The following is a 16333-nucleotide window of genomic DNA, read 5'->3' on the forward strand; positions in this document are numbered from 1 at the left end:
AAATTCATTTTTAGAAACATTAAGTACTACTTAATCTTCACGTTAAATATAAATATCACATAATTTCTCTTTTTACCCATGAGTATAAGAATAAGAGGCTCTAACGCTTATGGACATAGCGGATGGTTTACAGTATATTGTAGAATATGTAATAGGAAATTAAAGATAGGTACAGATTTAGTATATAAATGTCCAAAATGTGAAAAGAAATATAATGCTTTCTTCTGTGAAGCTGATGCAAGAGGACTAAAATGGAAATGCCCATATTGTAGTACTGAACTAGTGCCAGTAATATGAATATACAAAAATTTTTTATAAATAATAAACAAATTACTATTATAAATGAAAAAATAATATATTTAGATGTTGATAAGGTTATTGATAGTAAAGAAATAATAAGGAAGTTAAATTTTATTAATGATAAAATTGCATACTTAGATTTTAGCTATTCGAATCAATATTTCACAATATTAAAATTAATTTTTTGTAAAACTAGACTTCATATTTATCTATGTAATGTTTTATTAGAATTAAAGAAAATTGATATTACACCTGAAGAAATCTATAATAAACTAGAGGATGTATTAGATAAAGTCATAACATAACCTTCTTGGCGTAATTTTTTACTTATTTTTTCTACTATTTGTGAAAGAATTTGAGCATCTAACGATTCTATTCTTATATACACATTTAACTGTTTTGATTCATTAAACGCAGTGTAAATAATAATTAATGAGTCTTTTGAAGGAGCACATATAATACTAGCACCAGTCTTAATAGGATTGCAAAAATCTATTAATTCTCTTTCTAATAGATCTACAACATATGGTAATCTTGATATTTTGAATGGATCTGATGATAATAATACGAATTCGACTCTAAACAATTATTTTACCTCCTTTAAGTTCATATTTTTTATAGGAATATTAAGTTTATCAAATATTTTCTTTATAATCTCCGCGTATTTCTTATCTCCTTTTACTAGTTTTAGTTTTAATTTTCTATAATTCATTACTAGACTTATCTGACCATTATCATATACAATAACTTTTCCTTTAACCCTATTTTTTATATTTTTAATAAGATAAATGTATACGAAAGTCTTATCACTAGGTAAATCAACCAGTTGAGCTTCACCAACTTTATATATTCCCTGAAGTTTTTTCTTTGTTTTAAAAGACTTAAATTCATAAAAATTCTCTCCTTCAATAACATAAATTAATGTTCTAATAGCGTGTTTTCCACTCTTACTTTTGCTATTTTCTAAGTAGACCTCCATTTTTAATCGCCTTTACTGATTCTGAGATTCCCTCAAAAGTAATTTTATCTTCAAGATATGCATCTAAAAGTATATCGTTTTTAAATAATATTCTCAAAAGTGATCTCCTTAGGGAAAGAGAGGAGTACCTATAAACTCTTAGTAACATATGTTGAATATCAACAGCATAATGTAATTTTTTTAGACTATTTTCCATGTACTCATTAAAATTTTCTTCCTTATATAAGGCTTCAAATGCTCTTTCTGCCGATATAGCTGATGGTCTTATTCCTTCACCACTTAAAGGAAAAACCAAGCCCCGTGCCTCACCTATTCTATAGTTTTTATCTTTAACTGGAGATATAGATATAGGTGCTCCTCTTATATCGATGATTTTCGCATCACTATATTTTTCTTTAATATATTTAAGTATTAATTCTCTAGAATTTTTATATTCCAAAAAACCAGCACCAATATTTAGAATTCCATCTTCATTTGGGAAAATCCAATAAAATCCAGTATATTTAGTATCAAATTCAAACACGGCTACATCGTCAAATTTTCCTGTTTTTACTAAAGCCCTAGTTGTATATACTACTTCTCTATCCATATCATATGGTCCTTTAGCATCTATTACTTTATCATAATTTTTTCTATTGAATTTTGATTGATGATATGTTTTTACTTCTTCTCTCATTTTATTTATCCATCCCCATTTATCTATCACTAACCATTTTGTATTTCTATATTCTATATCATGTATTAATTCTCCATCTAAATAAAACGCGAATCTTTTTATTCTAAATTTTATATCCCAGGGAATTGGTGGTGTATAAACATTAGGAACGATATCCCCACAAGGTTTTACATATTTATCTTTAATATCAAACAAGCTTACCTCATAATTAGTTCTAGTTCTTAGAAGGTAAGCTAATAATGATCCAGATACTCCTCCTCCTAGAATTGCTATTTTTATCATTTTAAATGCTTTTTAAAGCAAGACCTTATAAATTAATGTTAAGGTGATTAGTTATTGTTATCCCAAGAAGAGATTAATAAGAAACTAGAAGAATGGCCGAAACATTATAATCCGAAAGAAATTGAATTAAAATGGCAACAGATTTGGTTATCCAAGGAATATTGGGAGAAAGTATTTAGATTTAAAGATGAAGACGAGAAATCCCCAGTTTTCGTCATAGATACACCTCCACCTTTTACGAGTGGAGAACTACATATGGGTCATGCTTACTGGGTTACAATTGCTGATACAATTGGTAGGTTTAAGAGATTACAAGGATATAATGTACTTCTTCCACAAGGTTGGGATACGCAAGGATTACCAACTGAATTAAAAGTTCAATATAGATTAAAAATCCCTAAAGAAAACAGAGAACTATTTCTCAAAAAATGCGTTGAGTGGACTGAGGATATGATAAAGAAAATGAAGGAAGCAATGATAAGGTTAGGATATAGACCAGAATGGGAAAGATATGAATATAGAACATATGAAAATAATTATAGAAAAATAATTCAGAAAAGTTTATTAGAAATGTATAAGTTGGGACTTATTGAAATTAGAGAAGGACCAGTATATTGGTGTCCTAAATGCGAGACTGCTTTGGCTCAAAGCGAAGTTGGTTATCTAGAAAAGGATGGAATTTTAGCTTATATTAGATTTCCTCTAAAAGATGGTGGAGAAATTATCATTGCCACAACAAGACCAGAATTATTAGCTGCCACACAAGCTGTAGCTGTACATCCAGAAGATGAAAGATATAAAGGACTTATTGGAAAGATTGCAATAATCCCTTTATTTAACAAAGAAGTAAAGATTATTGGAGATGATGCAGTAGAAAAGGAGTTTGGAACCGGTGCTGTAATGATAAGTACGTATGGTGACCCGCAAGATATAAAATGGCAATTGAAATATAATTTACCTACTACTGAGCTGATTGATGAAAAAGGGAGAATAAAGAATACAAATGGTCTCTTAGATGGATTAAAAATTGAAGAAGCTAGGAAGAAAATAATAGAATTACTCAAAGAAAAAGGATATCTTGTCAAAATAGAGAATTTTAAGCATAATGTGTTATCTCATACTGAAAGAAGTGATTGTTTATCCCCAATTGAGTTCCTTGTCAAGAAACAGATATTTATAAAAACTTTACAATTTAAGGATAAATTACTTGAAGAATATAAGAAAATGAAATTCATTCCTTCTAGGATGTCGTATTATTTAGAAGATTGGATTAAAAGTTTAGAATGGGATTGGAATATAAGTAGACAAAGAGTGTACGGTACACCATTACCTTTCTGGTATTGCGATAACAATCATTTGATTCCAGCTAGAGAAGAAGATTTACCTTTAGATCCTACAAAAACAAAACCACCATATGAGAAATGTCCTCAGTGTGGATTACCATTAAAGCCAGTTACTGATGTAGCAGATGTATGGATAGATTCTAGCGTTACAGTAATTTATTTAACTGGATTCTATACTGATAAAAGAAAATTTAAGAAAACTTTCCCAGCATCAGTAAGATTACAAGGAACAGATATAATAAGGACTTGGCTATTTTATACGTTTTTCAGAACACTAGTACTTACTGGAAATATTCCATTTAAAGAAGTTCTAATAAATGGTCAAGTTCTTGGTCCAGATGGAACTAGAATGAGCAAAAGTAAAGGAAACGTAGTTAATCCATTAGATAAGGTTGATGAGTTCGGTGCCGATTCAATTAGACTAACTTTATTAGATGCTAGAATAGGTGATGATTTTCCATTTAAATGGGAAACAGTTAGAGGAAAAAAATTATTGCTACAGAAGCTGTGGAATGCAGGTAGATTATCTTATCCATTTATAGGAAAGAAAAAGTTTGATAGACCAAACAATTTACATCCTATTGATAGATGGATTTTACAAGAACATAAAAGGTTTGTAAAGAAAAGTATTGAAGCTTATAATAATTATGATTTCTATCAAGTTGTTGAATCGCTCTACTCTTACTTCTGGGAAACTATTGCTGACGAGTATCTTGAATTGATTAAGCATAGATTATTTGCTGAAGATTTATCTGCATTATATACCTTGAGCAGGATATTTAAAGATCTGCTAATAATCTTACACCCTATTGCACCTCATATCACAGAAGAGATGTACAATAGACTTTATGGAGATAAAATTTCAATCATACTTGAAGGATTACCTAATGTTGACGATATTGAAGAAGATCCTAACATAGATACTTTAGGGAAATACATAAAAACAACAACATCTACGATTAGGACTTTAAAAATACAAAATAGAATACCGATACCAGTAAGTATAAATGTTAAGCTTGTAGGGCCAAAAGAGTATATCGAAACAATTAAAAGAGTTGAAGATGACATAATAAAAACATTAAAAATAGAAAAAATTGTATACGAGGAAGGAGAAGAAATTAAGGCAGAGCTACTTAGTTAGATCAGCCCATGGGAGTTTCGTTCATCTTTTCACACTATCAGGGTGTCATCAACATATCAATAAACTCTTTCATCCTTTTTATACCTTCTCTTATATCATCTTCTCTTACAGCAAAACTAAGCCTTACAAAATCTTTACCAACTTCTAATGGGAATACTTCACCCGGTATGGTGGTTACTCCTTTTTCCTCAATTAACTTTAACGAAAAGTCTTTAACAGTAAGATTAGCCTTTTTTAGAATCTCGCCAATAAATGGAAACATGTAGAACGCTCCTTGACTTTTATGCACCTGTATTCCTTTTATTTTCTTAAGTTCTTCGTACATTATATCCCTTCTCTTTTTAAATAATGATATCATTTCCTTAACTTCATCAAAAGATTCAAAAGCTGCTAATGCACCTTTCTGAGCAAAACTAGTAGGACAAGTATAAATATTTGCAGCAATCTCTGCCATTTTCTTAATCACTTTTTCTTTAGCTACTACATACCCTAACCTCCAACCAGTCATAGAGAACGTTTTACTGAATCCATTTACATAAATAACATAGTCTCTCCAATCTGGATCTTCTAGTACACTCTTCATCTTTCCTTCATAAATAAAATAATCATATATTTCATCTGATAGAAGAAGAACTTTCTTTTCCTTAGTAATCTCCATTAGCTTTTCAATTTCTATTGGATCAAACACCATACCTGTTGGATTATGAGGATTATTTAATACTATCATTTTTGTTTTTTTATTTATTTTAGATTCTAATTCCGATAAGTTCAGAGAAAATCCAGTACTCTCATTAAACTTCATTTTAACATAAACTGGGACTCCTCCTAACATCTTTACTACTTCTGCATAAGAGTAAAATGAAGGGTCAAATATTATAACTTCGTCTCCAGGATTTATGTATAATAAAAAGGCTAAGTAAAGTGCCGTTTTTGCCCCAGGAGTTACAATAACTTCTTCCTTTCTCACACTCTCATATTTACTGCTTAAATGCTCTGCTATCTTTTGTCTTAATTCATCAATTCCATAAGCTGATGTATAGCCAGTAAATCCTTCATCCAATGATTTCTTTGCAGCTTCTCTTATCCTGGCAAATGTAGGAAAATCCGGTTGTCCTATACCAAAATTTATGATTCTTATTCCCTTAGTCTTCTGTACTTGTCTTGCAACATCTTGATATACTAGGGTAGATTCTCCTGTTATACTATTTGCCGAAAGGGAAAAATCATCTACTGGCATAGGAAAAAATTATATTAGTTCCTTAATTTTGTTTGGGTCCTTCATTAAAGTCGTTCCTATGAGAAAAGCATCGGCCCCATACTTCTTTAATTCTATGATATCTTCTTTATTTTTTATCCCACTTTCAGCAATTTTAATTCTATCATTAGGTATCATTTCTAGGATTTTTCTAGCATTTCTAATGTTAACCTCTAAGCTACTTAGATTTCTAGCATTAACGCCTATTATATTAAAATCATACCTTAAAGCTATTTTTAAATCATTCTCATCAGTAACTTCAACAATAGCCTCAAGTCCTAAGTTTCTAGCATACTCATATAGGTTAATCAATTCTCGTTCTGTGAGAATCTTAACTATTAGAAGAATCGCGTCTGCACCTAAATTAAATGCTGTGTCTATTTGTTTTTCAGTAACAATGAAATCCTTCATAAGTATAGGTATTTTTACTATTTTTGCAGCATTCTCTAAATCAGAATAGCTACCTCCAAAATATTTTTCTTCAGTAAGTACACTAATTCCTATAGCTCCATTTTCTTCCATAAACTTCACATATTCTTCTAAGTCTCTGTTTTCATTTAACCCAGATGGGGATTTTCTTTTAAATTCAGCGATAATAGCATTTTTGTCAATTGTAGATTTTATAAATTTAGAAAGTAAATAAATAGGTCTTTCTCTAACCTTATTTATTCTTTCTCTGCTTAAGGAGATTTTAACAACATCAGCTAACCATCCTTCCAAATACCTGGGCATTCAATTATACTTTATTGAGAAAGTTATAAATAATTCTCTTTCCTAATGGTGTTCCTACACTCTCTGGATGAAATTGAACGCCATAAATTCTTAATTCTGAGTGATGAATAGCCATGATCTCATTATCTTCTAGGGAATAAGCATCAATTATTAGAGGTTCTTTAACATCATCTATAACTAGACTATGATATCTAGTTGCTTCAATTTGTTTCGGCAGACCATCATATAATGCTACGTTGTTAATTATATTTATTTTACTTATTTTACCGTGAAATACTCTTCTGGCCTTCCTAATTTTTGCTCCAAATGCATATCCTATAGCTTGATGACCTAAACAAATTCCTAAAATAGGAATTCTCCTACCAAATTGTTTGATAACATCAATAACTATCCCTATATCCTCCTTCTTTTCTGGAGTTCCGGGACCTGGGGAAATTATTATTCTATCAGGATTTATTCTCTCAACTCCTTTTACTGTAATCTCATCGTTCCTTATAACTATAGGATAGCTTCCTAATTCTCCTACTATTTGAGCAATATTATATACAAAACTATCATAGTTATCTATGATGAGCGTTAAATCCATCTAAACTACCCCCATAGCAACTTTTAAGGCTCTCATTTTATGTTCAGTCTCATAATATTCCATTTCCGGTATTGAGTCATAAACTATACCAGCACCGGCTTGAATTCTAAATAAATCTTTATTTACAAAAGCACTTCTTATAGTTATTGCAAATTCTGCATCACCATTAGCCGAAAAGAAACCTACTCCTCCAGCATAGGGTCCTCTCTTAAACGGCTCTAATAATTCAATAACATTCATAGCCATGGGTTTTGGTGCTCCACTTACAGTACCGGCAGGGAATACAGCCTTTAAAACGTCAAATGCACTATAATTTCTTTTTAATGTACCTACTACCTTACTTACTATATGTTGTACATGACTATATTTTTCTATGTACATAAATTCGGGAACCTTAACTGAGCCCATGTAACAAACTTTACCTATATCATTCCTAGCTAAATCAACTAGCATTATATGTTCAGCCCTTTCTTTCTCAGAAGCTAAAAGTTCTTTTTCTAAATTCAAATCTTCTTCTGGTGTCGCTCCTCTAGGTCTTGATCCAGCTATAGGATACGTCTCAACTATACCATCTTGCAAACTAAATAATGTTTCTGGGCTAGATCCGATAACATGTCTATCATAAAACTTTAAATAATACATATAGGGAGATGGATTTATTTTCCTTAGGTTGTAATAGAAACTCATTAAATCTCCTCTGTAAATATATCTTAAAAACCTAGAAATTACTATCTGAAAAGCATATCCATTTTTTATGTAATCCAAGATGTCCGAAACAGCTTTTTCAAATTGCGTTTTATCTAAAGATTCTATTTCAAATTCGAACTTCACATTACCAATATCCTTACATATTGTAACCTTAGGTAGCTCACCCTCAACATATACTTTGCCTTCAATATGATCATAGACTATAACATTCTCTGGTATAAAAAATTCCATATTAGGCCATTCTTCTGCCTCTTTCTTCAAATCTCTTATAGATTCCCAATATCTCACAGCGTCATAGCTAACGTACCCAATTATACCTCCTTTGAATCTTCCAGGTAAATTAAGCAAAGGAGCTTTGGAAAGAAACTTCTCTAAGACCTCGATAGGGTCATAGAAACTATCATTAATATCACCAGAAGACCTAACCCCGTTTATATTAAGATACCCTTTCTTTCCCCATGCTATTATACTATATCTCGATTTATGTTGAGGACCAGAACCACTTTCTAATAGTGCTGCTATATCTGCCTCATCTAATATACATTTAAATACTTCATAGGGTTGAGCAAAAGAAGTTATAGGATAGATTTCCATTCTTTCACCTTTTCAACTATTCTAATCATTTTATCGTGATCTTTCTTTGATTTATACTTTTCAATACCAGAAGAAATATCTATCCAATAAGGGTTTAAGCTTAGAAATTCTTCTATGTTATTTAACGTTATGCCGCCACCTATACCAACTTTATCATATTCTTTAATCCAAATTTTGGAAACTTCTAAGTTTACTTTTTCTCCCTTCTTTTCCGAATCTATAAGAATAAGATGATTAGTTTTATTTACTATAGTTTTAAAATAGGAGTAATATTTTTCTGACGAAGGAACATAAAGTATAAATTTTTTATTATATGATAATATATCTTCTATTTCTTCCATATCTAAAACTCTATGTATTTGAACGTAATCAGCTTTTGATTCATTAACTATATCATTAATTTTGCCTTTTACCTTCACATTTACTACAGGCTTGTTTACAAAGTTTTTAACGATATCGATAAATTCTGGTTTGACAAATCTTGGACTTACAGGATCAGTAACTACGCCTATTAAATCAGCGTAATTAGAGGCTACGATGGCATCTTCGATGTGAGATATACCACAAAATTTTATTTTAATCAATTTTCTCCACCAACTTATTAAAGTTACTTAAATCACCGTTCTTCTCTATTAAACTTCTTACATGAGGTATACCAGAATCCATTAACTGTAAAGCGTATTCATATCCATCTTTGAGGTCTTTTACTTTTCTAATTAAATAAAGAGCCATAGCTGTGTTTATCCCTATAAATCTTCTAGCTTCTTCATCTTTTCCTTTAAATGCCTTTAGAATTCTTAATGCTGAATGAGTAGCATCGTTAACAGTGAGTTTAGATACAGGGATCTCATCCTTAAGTCCAAAGTCGTTAATAGAAACAGTATAACTAACTATTTTATCTTTTTCAATTTCATATACATACGTAATTCCTTGTGTGCTAATCTCATCTAAAGATGGAAAACCATTATAAAGTATAACTCTATCATAATCAAGACGCACTACGGCTTCAGCGAGTTTTGGTAAAAACTCTTTCGAGAAGACACCTATCATTTGGTATCTTGCATTTGCTGGATTTGTTAACGGACCTAATACATTAAATATAGTTCTAACACCTAAAGTCTTTCTGACATTAGCTACATTTTTCATAGCTGGATGATAAAGTTGAGCAAATAGAAATACAAACTTAGACTCTTTAATTAATTTCTCAGCTAGCTCGGGTTTCACAATTATATTATAACCAAGAGCTTCAAGTACATCAGCACTACCAGACTTACCACTTACAGCTCTATTACCATGTTTAGCTACTGGGTATACTTGACTTATCAGCAATGCTACTGCTGTACTGACATTTAGTGTATTTAAACCATCACCTCCAGTACCAGCTGTATCTAATGCTGAGGGAAAGTTAATATGCAAAGCATTATCTCTCATTGCCTTTGCAAACCCAGTTATTTCTTCAACACTTTCTCCCTTTGTTGCTAAACCTACTAAAAATCCAGCAGTAACTATTTCTGGTACTTCTGCCTTCATTACGCTATTAGCTATACTTCTTGCTTCATCTTCAGTTAGATTTTCTCTTCTGATTATCTTTCTTAGTAATTCAGCTGTATTCATCTAATATCCCTCTAATAGTTTTTACTAACTGTAAAGCTGATTGAATACCATTTTTTTCTATTTCTTCTATGAAAGCTGTACCTATGGCTACACCATCAGCTCCAGCGCTTAAGGCTTTTCTTAAGTCATTAAAATCATTCAAACCAAAGCCCACAACTAGTTTATTTTGAACCAAATTCCTTACTCTTGTAATTAATGAATCCACGCTAACTGGAATAATTATACCTGTTGTAGGTCTAACGCCATAATAAAGGAAAATATCTGAAATTCTAGAAGCTTTTATAATTAAATTATCAGGTAATGAAGGACCAGTAAATAAGACAGTTTTTACACCTTTTCCCTTTATTTTACTAACATACTCCTCATACTCATCTATGAAATCTATTAATAAATCTGGAAATAAAACCCCGTCTATTCCTATTTCATGAAGAGTAGTTAAGAAGTTATCTAAATTAGAAAGATAATCTTCAAGATACGTAAGTATAATAATTGGAATATTTACTTTTTTCCTTACCTCTTTTAAAGGAGTTATATAATCTTTTAACCAACTTGTAACGGCTTTATAACTTTTTCTTATAACTGGACCGTCATATTTAGCATATTTAGGTGGCAAACCAATTTCTAAAATATCTGTCCCTAATTCAACACTTTTTTCTATAAATTGATAAAAAGATTCTAAGTTAGGGTATCCTAAAGTCATATAAGTTACTAACATTCTTTTCATTTTTCTACCCTTCTTCTGATAGATTCATAATTTCCAAGATCTAGTAATCCGTGACCACTTAAATTAAATACTATAACTCTCCTTTCTTTTTCAGTCTTAGCTTTTAATGCCTCATCTATTACAGCCTTAATTGCATGGGCAGACTCAGGTGCAGGAACAATACCTTGTGTCTTCATAAATATTTTAGCAGCTTCATAAATCTCTTCCTCTTTATACTCACGCCATTCAACTATCTTTTCTTTTATTAGCAAACTTAGTGTGGGGGCTACTCCATGATATCGTAATCCCCCAGCATATATTGGTGGAGGTACATAATCTTTTCCTAAAGTTATCATCTTTACAAGAGGTAATAGACCAGCAGTATCTGGGTAATCATATTCATATTTACCCGTACTAAACTTAGGAATTTCAGCAGCACCTACTGCTATATATTTCTTACCTTTTTTAGCTCCTATAAATGGATAAGTAAAACCTCCGAAATTGCTTCCTCCACCTACACAACCAATTAATATATCTGGTTCTTCACCAAGCTCATCTAGCTGAGCTATAGCTTCCATCCCTATAACTGACTGATGAAGAAGGACTACATCAAGAACACTACCCACTAAATACCTAAAATTATGGTTTAAAGCAAATTCAATAGCCTCACTCATAGCAATTCCTAGTGAACCCGGATGATTAGGATTCTCTTTTAGTATTTTTCTTCCAAATTCAGTAAGATCTGTAGGGCTAGCATATACTTTTCCACCATATAACTCCATAATGGTCTTTCTCATAGGTTTCTGCTCATAACTTACTCTTACCATAAATATTGTGGAAGAAAGATCATACATAGAAGCGGCTAATGCTACAGCAGTACCCCATTGCCCTGCACCAGTCTCAGTAACTACATGAGAAATTCCTTCTTCAGCTGCGAAATATGCTTGTGGTATAGCTGTATTTATCTTATGTGAGCCTGTAGGTGTAGCACCTTCAAATTTAAAGTATATTTTTGCAGGAGTATCTAAGTATTCTTCTAATCTTTTAGCTCTCATGAGTGGTGTTGGTCTACCTATAATAGCGTACCTATCTCTAACTTCTTCTGGTATTTTAATGAAACGCTCAATAGTAAACTGCTGCCTTAAAACTTCTCTTGGTAATATCTTTTTTAATAATTCTATTCTTGAGAATTCGGCATCTGGCGGATCTCTTGGTGGAGGTAAAGGTTTAGGTAGATCTGGTATTATATTGTACCAATATTTTGGTATCAAATCCTTATTTACCATTGGTGCAACAAAAACACCTAATAGACTAAAAACTCATCTCACTTATAAATCTTAATGTTAATAGGTATCAAAATTATTGAATTCTCCTTTATACTCATAAAATCTATATTCAATCCTTTCAACTCTAGATAATGGTGGTCCTCGTTTTATATATTCAAGTAATTTCTGTAAAGCTTCTTCATATCCTTCTGCTACTATTTCAACTGAACCATCTGGTAAATTTTTAGCATATCCTTTTATTCCAAGTCTAGCAGCGTGAATTTGAACATATCTTCTAAACCCTACACCTTGTACAATACCATAAACTTTAACATACATTCGCTTTAACATAATACCACCTCAGAGTCGCTCCACTTCTTCACCAATCTGCTAATTTTTTTCATCACGTGATATATTTTATTAACTACTTTTCTTGTTTAAAAACATATGATTAGAGTAGCTATTGCTGGTTTAGGAAATTGTGCTTCAATGTTAATTCAAGGAATAGAATATTATAAACAAAAAGGAGATAATTATTATGAAGGATTAATAACACCAGTAATTGGTGGATATAAAGTAACTGATATCGATATCGTAGCTGCTTTTGATGTTTCTAAAAATAAAGTTGGTAAAGATATCAGCGAAGCAATATTTGAAAAACCTAATATTACTCCTAAAATTGTCGAACTTGAGAAAAAAGGAGTTAAAGTAGCTCCAGGTCCCGTTCTTGATGGAGTGGCAAAACATATGCAAGATATATTTAATCCTACAAATGAAGGCACTTTAGATAGTGTAATCCAAGAACTAAAAGATTCAAAAGCTGAAATTTTACTTAATCTTTTACCTGTAGGAAGTGAAAAAGCTAGTAGAGAATACGCTAAGGCTGCTTTAGAAGCTAAAATAGGATTTATAAATGCAATTCCAGTTTTTATTGCAAGTGATCCTACTGGTGAATTTCCAAGATTATTTAAGGAGAAAAACTTACCTATTGCCGGAGATGATATAAAAGGCCAGGTAGGTGCTACGATTCTTCATAGAACTTTAACATCATTATTCAGATTAAGAGGAGTAAAAGTAGAAGAAACTTATCAACTTAATGTTGGAGGAAATACAGATTTCTTAAACATGAAAACAGAGGAAAGATTACATTCAAAGAGAATAAGCAAAACAAAGGCAGTTACTAGTACATTAAACGATGAGAACTACCTTGAGAAAGAAGGAAAGATAAGAATAGGCCCATCTGATTATGTACCTTTCTTAGGAAATACAAAAGTAGCTTATATTTACTTAAAAGGGTCAGGATTTGCCGGTATGCCAATAAAAATTGAAGCTTCCTTAGAGGTTGATGATAAATCAAATTGTGCCGCCGTACTAGTGGATGTGATTAGGGCTGTAAAATTAGCATTAGATAGAAAAATTGGAGGAGCATTAATAGAAGTTTCTGCATTTTATTTCAAGCATCCCCCTATACAGGCTAAAGATGATGAAGAGGCCTACAGATGGTTTAAAAAGTTCATTGAAATGTGAAATCTGTGAAGAAAGAATAGCTAAATATAAATGTAAATTATGCGGTAGGAAAGTCTGTGAAAAAGATTACTTAAAAGAAAAGAGAATTTGCACTATCTGCGAGATGAGTTTATGCGAAATTTGTAAAAAGAATTTATCTATAGGAAAATGCGAAAAATGCGGAAGAATAATTTGTGAAGAATGTACTGCATATTTTGATGGAGCTAGAAGATATTGTAAAGAATGTTTTATTTCTTCCTAAGTTTTTCTAACATTATCTTTTGTTCTATTGAAGCTACTTGTCTTCTTACCTGAATTACAGCATCCGGGTTTACACTTATGCTATCTATACCTTGTCTGACAAGAAATTCATTTATCTCTGGATACACACTAGGTGCTTGACCACATATAGAAACTGTCCTACCATATTTATGTGCAATCTTTATTAATCTTTTTATTGATTCTAGAACTGCTGGATCTCTTTCGTCATAATATCCCATTCTTGCCAGAAGATCGGAATCTCTATCTACACCTAAAGTTAACTGGGCTAAGTCATTACTACCTATACTGAAGCCATCAACGAGTTGAGAGAATTTGTCAGCTAAAACTACTACTGAAGGAACTTCAGCCATGATCCATACTTTAAAATCTTGTCCTCTTCTTACTCCCTCTTCTTCCATTATTTTTATTGCTTTTTCTAGTTCCCAAGTAGTTCTAACAAACGGGAACATGACCCATACATTCTTTAATCCCATTTCTTCTCTAACTTTACGTATTGCCCTAACCTCTAATCTAAAAGCTGGTTCATATTGTGGACTAACGTATCTAGATACTCCTCTCCATCCTATCATAGGATTTCTTTCTTCTGGTTCAAACTCTTCACCTCCAATTAACCTCTTATACTCGTTTGTCTTAAAATCAGAGAACCTAACAACAACTGGTCTAGGATAAATTGCAGACGCGACCATTGATATTCCTTCAGCTAATTTATCTACAAATAATTCAGGCTTACCAGTCTTAATTAAGTATAAGGGATGATATTTGATCCACTCACTTACTATAAACTCAATCCTCATTAACCCTATTCCATCAAATGGTAAATCGAGATACTTATGAATAATATCAGGCTGTCCTAGGTTCATGTATATTTTAGTTGCTGTAACAGGATAAAGACTTAATAGGACATCTCTGCTTATTCCTCCAACACTTACTGGTTGTGTAGTCTCTTTTTTCTCCTCAGTTTCAAATGTCAATTTACCCTCATATATTATTCCTCTAATAGCATCCACTGTGATTTCTTCACCATCTTTAATAACTTTCGTAGCATTTCCTGTACCTACTACAGCTGGAATACCTAGTTCTCTAGATACTATTGCGGCATGACTAGTCATTCCTCCTTCATCAGTAACTATTGCAGATGCAATTTTCATTATTGGAACCCAATCTGGATCAGTCATTTTGGTTACTAATATATCACCCTTCTCAAAATCTTTAGCCTCTTTTACATCAAGGATAACTCTAGCTTTTCCATAAGCTATACCAGGACTTGCAGGCAAACCTTTAGTAAGTACTTTTCCTACACTAACTTTAACTTCTTCTTTCTTTCTCTCTATTTGTTTACTAGTCCAATAAGTTTCTGGTCTAGCTTGAACTATGAATACATTATCTGGGAACTTCATATCTGCATCTATAGCCCATTCTATATCCATGGGTCTTCCATAATGTTCTTCTATCTTTAATGCTAATCTAGCTAATTCGACTGCCTCTTCATCTGATATAGACATTTGATCAGCTTCTTCATTGCTTAAGTTAATTATTATATTTTGTCTTTTCTCTCTATCATAAACTATTTTCAAAATTTTGTGTGAAACTTTTTTCTCAACTATTTTTAAAGAGGATTTTTCAATAACTACCTCATCTGGTGTAACTTTACCACTAACTACAGCTTCTCCTAATCCCCAACTAGATTCTATCATAATATAGTTCCTATCCCCTGTGGCTGGATGAAGTGTAAACATAACACCTGCAGATCTCGAATTAACCATCTTTTGAACTACTACTGCCATTTCAACAGTTATCTGATCTATTCCTTTAAATCTTCTATAACTTATTGCTCTTGCAGTATACAAACTAGCCCACACTTTTTTAACTGCATCCAATAATTCTCCTTTACTAACATTTAGATAAGTTTCTTGCTGACCTGCGAAACTTGCTGACTCGATATCTTCTGCAGTTGCTGAGGATCTTACAGCTACTAAAATTTCTTTGCCCACAAGTTTCGATAAGTTTTCATATGCAGATAATATTTGATTAGCTAAATCTGGAGGAATTTGACTTGAAAGAATTAATTCCCTAATTTTACTACTAATAATTTCATCATCTTTTTCTTTTTCAAAAATTTCCTTTATTTTCTCATCCAATTTATTATATGAAATGAAATATTTATACGCATGAGAAGTTATGACAAAACCCGGAGGTACTCTTATTCCCATTGATATTAATTCTCCTAAATTAGCTCCTTTCCCTCCAGCAATATTAATCATATCTTTTCTTATATTTTTAAGATCAGTAACGAGACTCCCTTCAATAAGGGAAGAATCCAAATTTGTCTCCCAATAAAAATACCGGCTTATACATTAAAAAATGTTT

Annotated in this window: 17 protein-coding genes; 4 read left to right on the forward strand and 13 right to left on the reverse strand. The window is 31.8% G+C overall.

Annotation, left to right across the window (positions count from 1 at the left end; genetic code table 11):
- The first annotated feature begins 78 nt into the window (after positions 1-78).
- The gene (locus D1869_RS07085; RefSeq protein ID WP_052846510.1) at positions 79-297 is read left to right on the forward strand and encodes a hypothetical protein; all 219 of its coding nucleotides are present in this window, start codon (positions 79-81) and stop codon (positions 295-297) included.
- Between the two features lie 265 nt (positions 298-562).
- On the opposite strand, the gene D1869_RS07090 is transcribed toward D1869_RS07085, so the two are convergent.
- The 3 genes from D1869_RS07090 to D1869_RS07100 are packed head-to-tail and all read right to left on the reverse strand — an operon-like array spanning position 563 to position 2234.
- The gene (locus D1869_RS07090; protein ID WP_052846511.1) at positions 563-886 is read right to left on the reverse strand and encodes a hypothetical protein; all 324 of its coding nucleotides are present in this window, start codon (positions 884-886) and stop codon (positions 563-565) included.
- Positions 887-1279 carry a hypothetical protein gene (locus tag D1869_RS07095; protein WP_010979242.1) on the reverse strand — a complete coding sequence of 131 codons (393 nt, stop codon included), beginning with the start codon at positions 1277-1279 and terminating at the stop codon, positions 887-889.
- Positions 1257-2234: a geranylgeranyl reductase family protein gene (locus D1869_RS07100; RefSeq protein WP_184650944.1), complete on the reverse strand. Its 978-nt coding sequence runs from the start codon at positions 2232-2234 to the stop codon at positions 1257-1259. Before D1869_RS07100 ends, D1869_RS07095 begins: the two co-directional genes overlap by 23 nt.
- 57 nt (positions 2235-2291) lie before the next feature.
- On the opposite strand from D1869_RS07100, the gene D1869_RS07105 reads away from it, so the two are divergent.
- Complete coding sequence (locus D1869_RS07105) at positions 2292-4721, forward strand: valine--tRNA ligase (protein WP_156014513.1); 2430 nt, start codon at positions 2292-2294, stop codon at positions 4719-4721.
- Between the two features lie 37 nt (positions 4722-4758).
- Here the strand turns inward: D1869_RS07105 and D1869_RS07110 are convergent, their stop codons facing one another.
- Genes D1869_RS07110 through D1869_RS07150 form a run of 9 tightly spaced genes read right to left on the reverse strand, consistent with a single transcriptional unit; the run spans position 4759 to position 12529 of the window.
- Positions 4759-5958: a pyridoxal phosphate-dependent aminotransferase gene (locus D1869_RS07110; RefSeq protein WP_156014514.1), complete on the reverse strand. Its 1200-nt coding sequence runs from the start codon at positions 5956-5958 to the stop codon at positions 4759-4761.
- Between the two features lie 9 nt (positions 5959-5967).
- A complete protein-coding gene (gene trpC / locus D1869_RS07115; RefSeq protein WP_156014515.1) occupies positions 5968-6708 on the reverse strand; it encodes an indole-3-glycerol phosphate synthase TrpC in 741 nt (246 codons plus the stop codon).
- Between the two features lie 4 nt (positions 6709-6712).
- Positions 6713-7294, reverse strand: a complete 582-nt coding sequence (locus tag D1869_RS07120) for an anthranilate synthase component II (protein WP_010979247.1) — start codon at positions 7292-7294, stop codon at positions 6713-6715.
- The gene (locus tag D1869_RS07125; protein WP_156014516.1) at positions 7295-8596 is read right to left on the reverse strand and encodes an anthranilate synthase component I; all 1302 of its coding nucleotides are present in this window, start codon (positions 8594-8596) and stop codon (positions 7295-7297) included. It lies immediately after the preceding gene.
- Positions 8578-9180: a phosphoribosylanthranilate isomerase gene (locus D1869_RS07130; RefSeq protein ID WP_156014517.1), complete on the reverse strand. Its 603-nt coding sequence runs from the start codon at positions 9178-9180 to the stop codon at positions 8578-8580. The genes D1869_RS07125 and D1869_RS07130 overlap by 19 nt, the downstream gene beginning before the upstream one ends.
- Positions 9173-10210, reverse strand: coding sequence for an anthranilate phosphoribosyltransferase (gene trpD, locus D1869_RS07135; protein ID WP_010979250.1), 1038 nt, complete (start codon positions 10208-10210; stop codon positions 9173-9175). The genes D1869_RS07130 and trpD overlap by 8 nt, the downstream gene beginning before the upstream one ends.
- The gene (trpA, locus tag D1869_RS07140; RefSeq protein ID WP_156014518.1) at positions 10197-10934 is read right to left on the reverse strand and encodes a tryptophan synthase subunit alpha; all 738 of its coding nucleotides are present in this window, start codon (positions 10932-10934) and stop codon (positions 10197-10199) included. Before trpA ends, trpD begins: the two co-directional genes overlap by 14 nt.
- A complete protein-coding gene (locus tag D1869_RS07145) occupies positions 10931-12199 on the reverse strand; it encodes a TrpB-like pyridoxal phosphate-dependent enzyme (RefSeq protein ID WP_156014519.1) in 1269 nt (422 codons plus the stop codon). Before D1869_RS07145 ends, trpA begins: the two co-directional genes overlap by 4 nt.
- A gap of 57 nt (positions 12200-12256) precedes the next feature.
- Positions 12257-12529, reverse strand: a complete 273-nt coding sequence (locus tag D1869_RS07150; protein WP_156014520.1) for an acylphosphatase — start codon at positions 12527-12529, stop codon at positions 12257-12259.
- 96 nt (positions 12530-12625) lie between these two features.
- Here D1869_RS07150 and D1869_RS07155 point away from each other — a divergent pair, with 96 nt between their 5' ends.
- Positions 12626-13705, forward strand: a complete 1080-nt coding sequence (locus D1869_RS07155) for an inositol-3-phosphate synthase (RefSeq protein ID WP_156014521.1) — start codon at positions 12626-12628, stop codon at positions 13703-13705.
- On the forward strand, positions 13662-13946 hold the full coding sequence (locus D1869_RS07160) for a hypothetical protein (protein ID WP_156014522.1): 285 nt from the start codon (positions 13662-13664) through the stop codon (positions 13944-13946). Before D1869_RS07155 ends, D1869_RS07160 begins: the two co-directional genes overlap by 44 nt.
- Here the strand turns inward: D1869_RS07160 and ppsA are convergent.
- Entirely contained in the window at positions 13933-16227 is a 2295-nt protein-coding gene (gene ppsA, locus D1869_RS07165; protein ID WP_231113800.1) for a pyruvate, water dikinase, read from the reverse strand. The two genes, D1869_RS07160 and ppsA, sit on opposite strands and share 14 nt — an antisense overlap.
- Positions 16228-16333: the final 106 nt, after the last annotated feature.

Origin of the sequence: Sulfurisphaera ohwakuensis (assembly GCF_009729055.1) — an archaeon.
GTDB lineage: Archaea > Thermoproteota > Thermoprotei_A > Sulfolobales > Sulfolobaceae > Sulfurisphaera > Sulfurisphaera ohwakuensis.

What these genes read in the sequence shown, in the direction of transcription:
- trpC (WP_156014515.1), bottom strand. Translation starts at nt 6,708, where the DNA reads ATGCCCAGGTATTTGGAAGGATGGTTAGCTGATGTTGTTAAAATCTCC.
- D1869_RS07120 (WP_010979247.1), bottom strand. Translation starts at nt 7,294, where the DNA reads ATGGATTTAACGCTCATCATAGATAACTATGATAGTTTTGTATATAAT.
- D1869_RS07110 (WP_156014514.1), bottom strand. Translation starts at nt 5,958, where the DNA reads ATGCCAGTAGATGATTTTTCCCTTTCGGCAAATAGTATAACAGGAGAA.
- D1869_RS07095 (WP_010979242.1), bottom strand. Translation starts at nt 1,279, where the DNA reads ATGGAGGTCTACTTAGAAAATAGCAAAAGTAAGAGTGGAAAACACGCT.
- D1869_RS07150 (WP_156014520.1), bottom strand. Translation starts at nt 12,529, where the DNA reads ATGTTAAAGCGAATGTATGTTAAAGTTTATGGTATTGTACAAGGTGTA.
- D1869_RS07145 (WP_156014519.1), bottom strand. Translation starts at nt 12,199, where the DNA reads ATGGTAAATAAGGATTTGATACCAAAATATTGGTACAATATAATACCA.
- trpD (WP_010979250.1), bottom strand. Translation starts at nt 10,210, where the DNA reads ATGAATACAGCTGAATTACTAAGAAAGATAATCAGAAGAGAAAATCTA.
- D1869_RS07125 (WP_156014516.1), bottom strand. Translation starts at nt 8,596, where the DNA reads ATGGAAATCTATCCTATAACTTCTTTTGCTCAACCCTATGAAGTATTT.
- D1869_RS07155 (WP_156014521.1), top strand. Translation starts at nt 12,626, where the DNA reads ATGATTAGAGTAGCTATTGCTGGTTTAGGAAATTGTGCTTCAATGTTA.
- D1869_RS07160 (WP_156014522.1), top strand. Translation starts at nt 13,662, where the DNA reads ATGAAGAGGCCTACAGATGGTTTAAAAAGTTCATTGAAATGTGAAATC.
- ppsA (WP_231113800.1), bottom strand. Translation starts at nt 16,227, where the DNA reads ATGATTAATATTGCTGGAGGGAAAGGAGCTAATTTAGGAGAATTAATA.
- trpA (WP_156014518.1), bottom strand. Translation starts at nt 10,934, where the DNA reads ATGAAAAGAATGTTAGTAACTTATATGACTTTAGGATACCCTAACTTA.
- D1869_RS07085 (WP_052846510.1), top strand. Translation starts at nt 79, where the DNA reads ATGAGTATAAGAATAAGAGGCTCTAACGCTTATGGACATAGCGGATGG.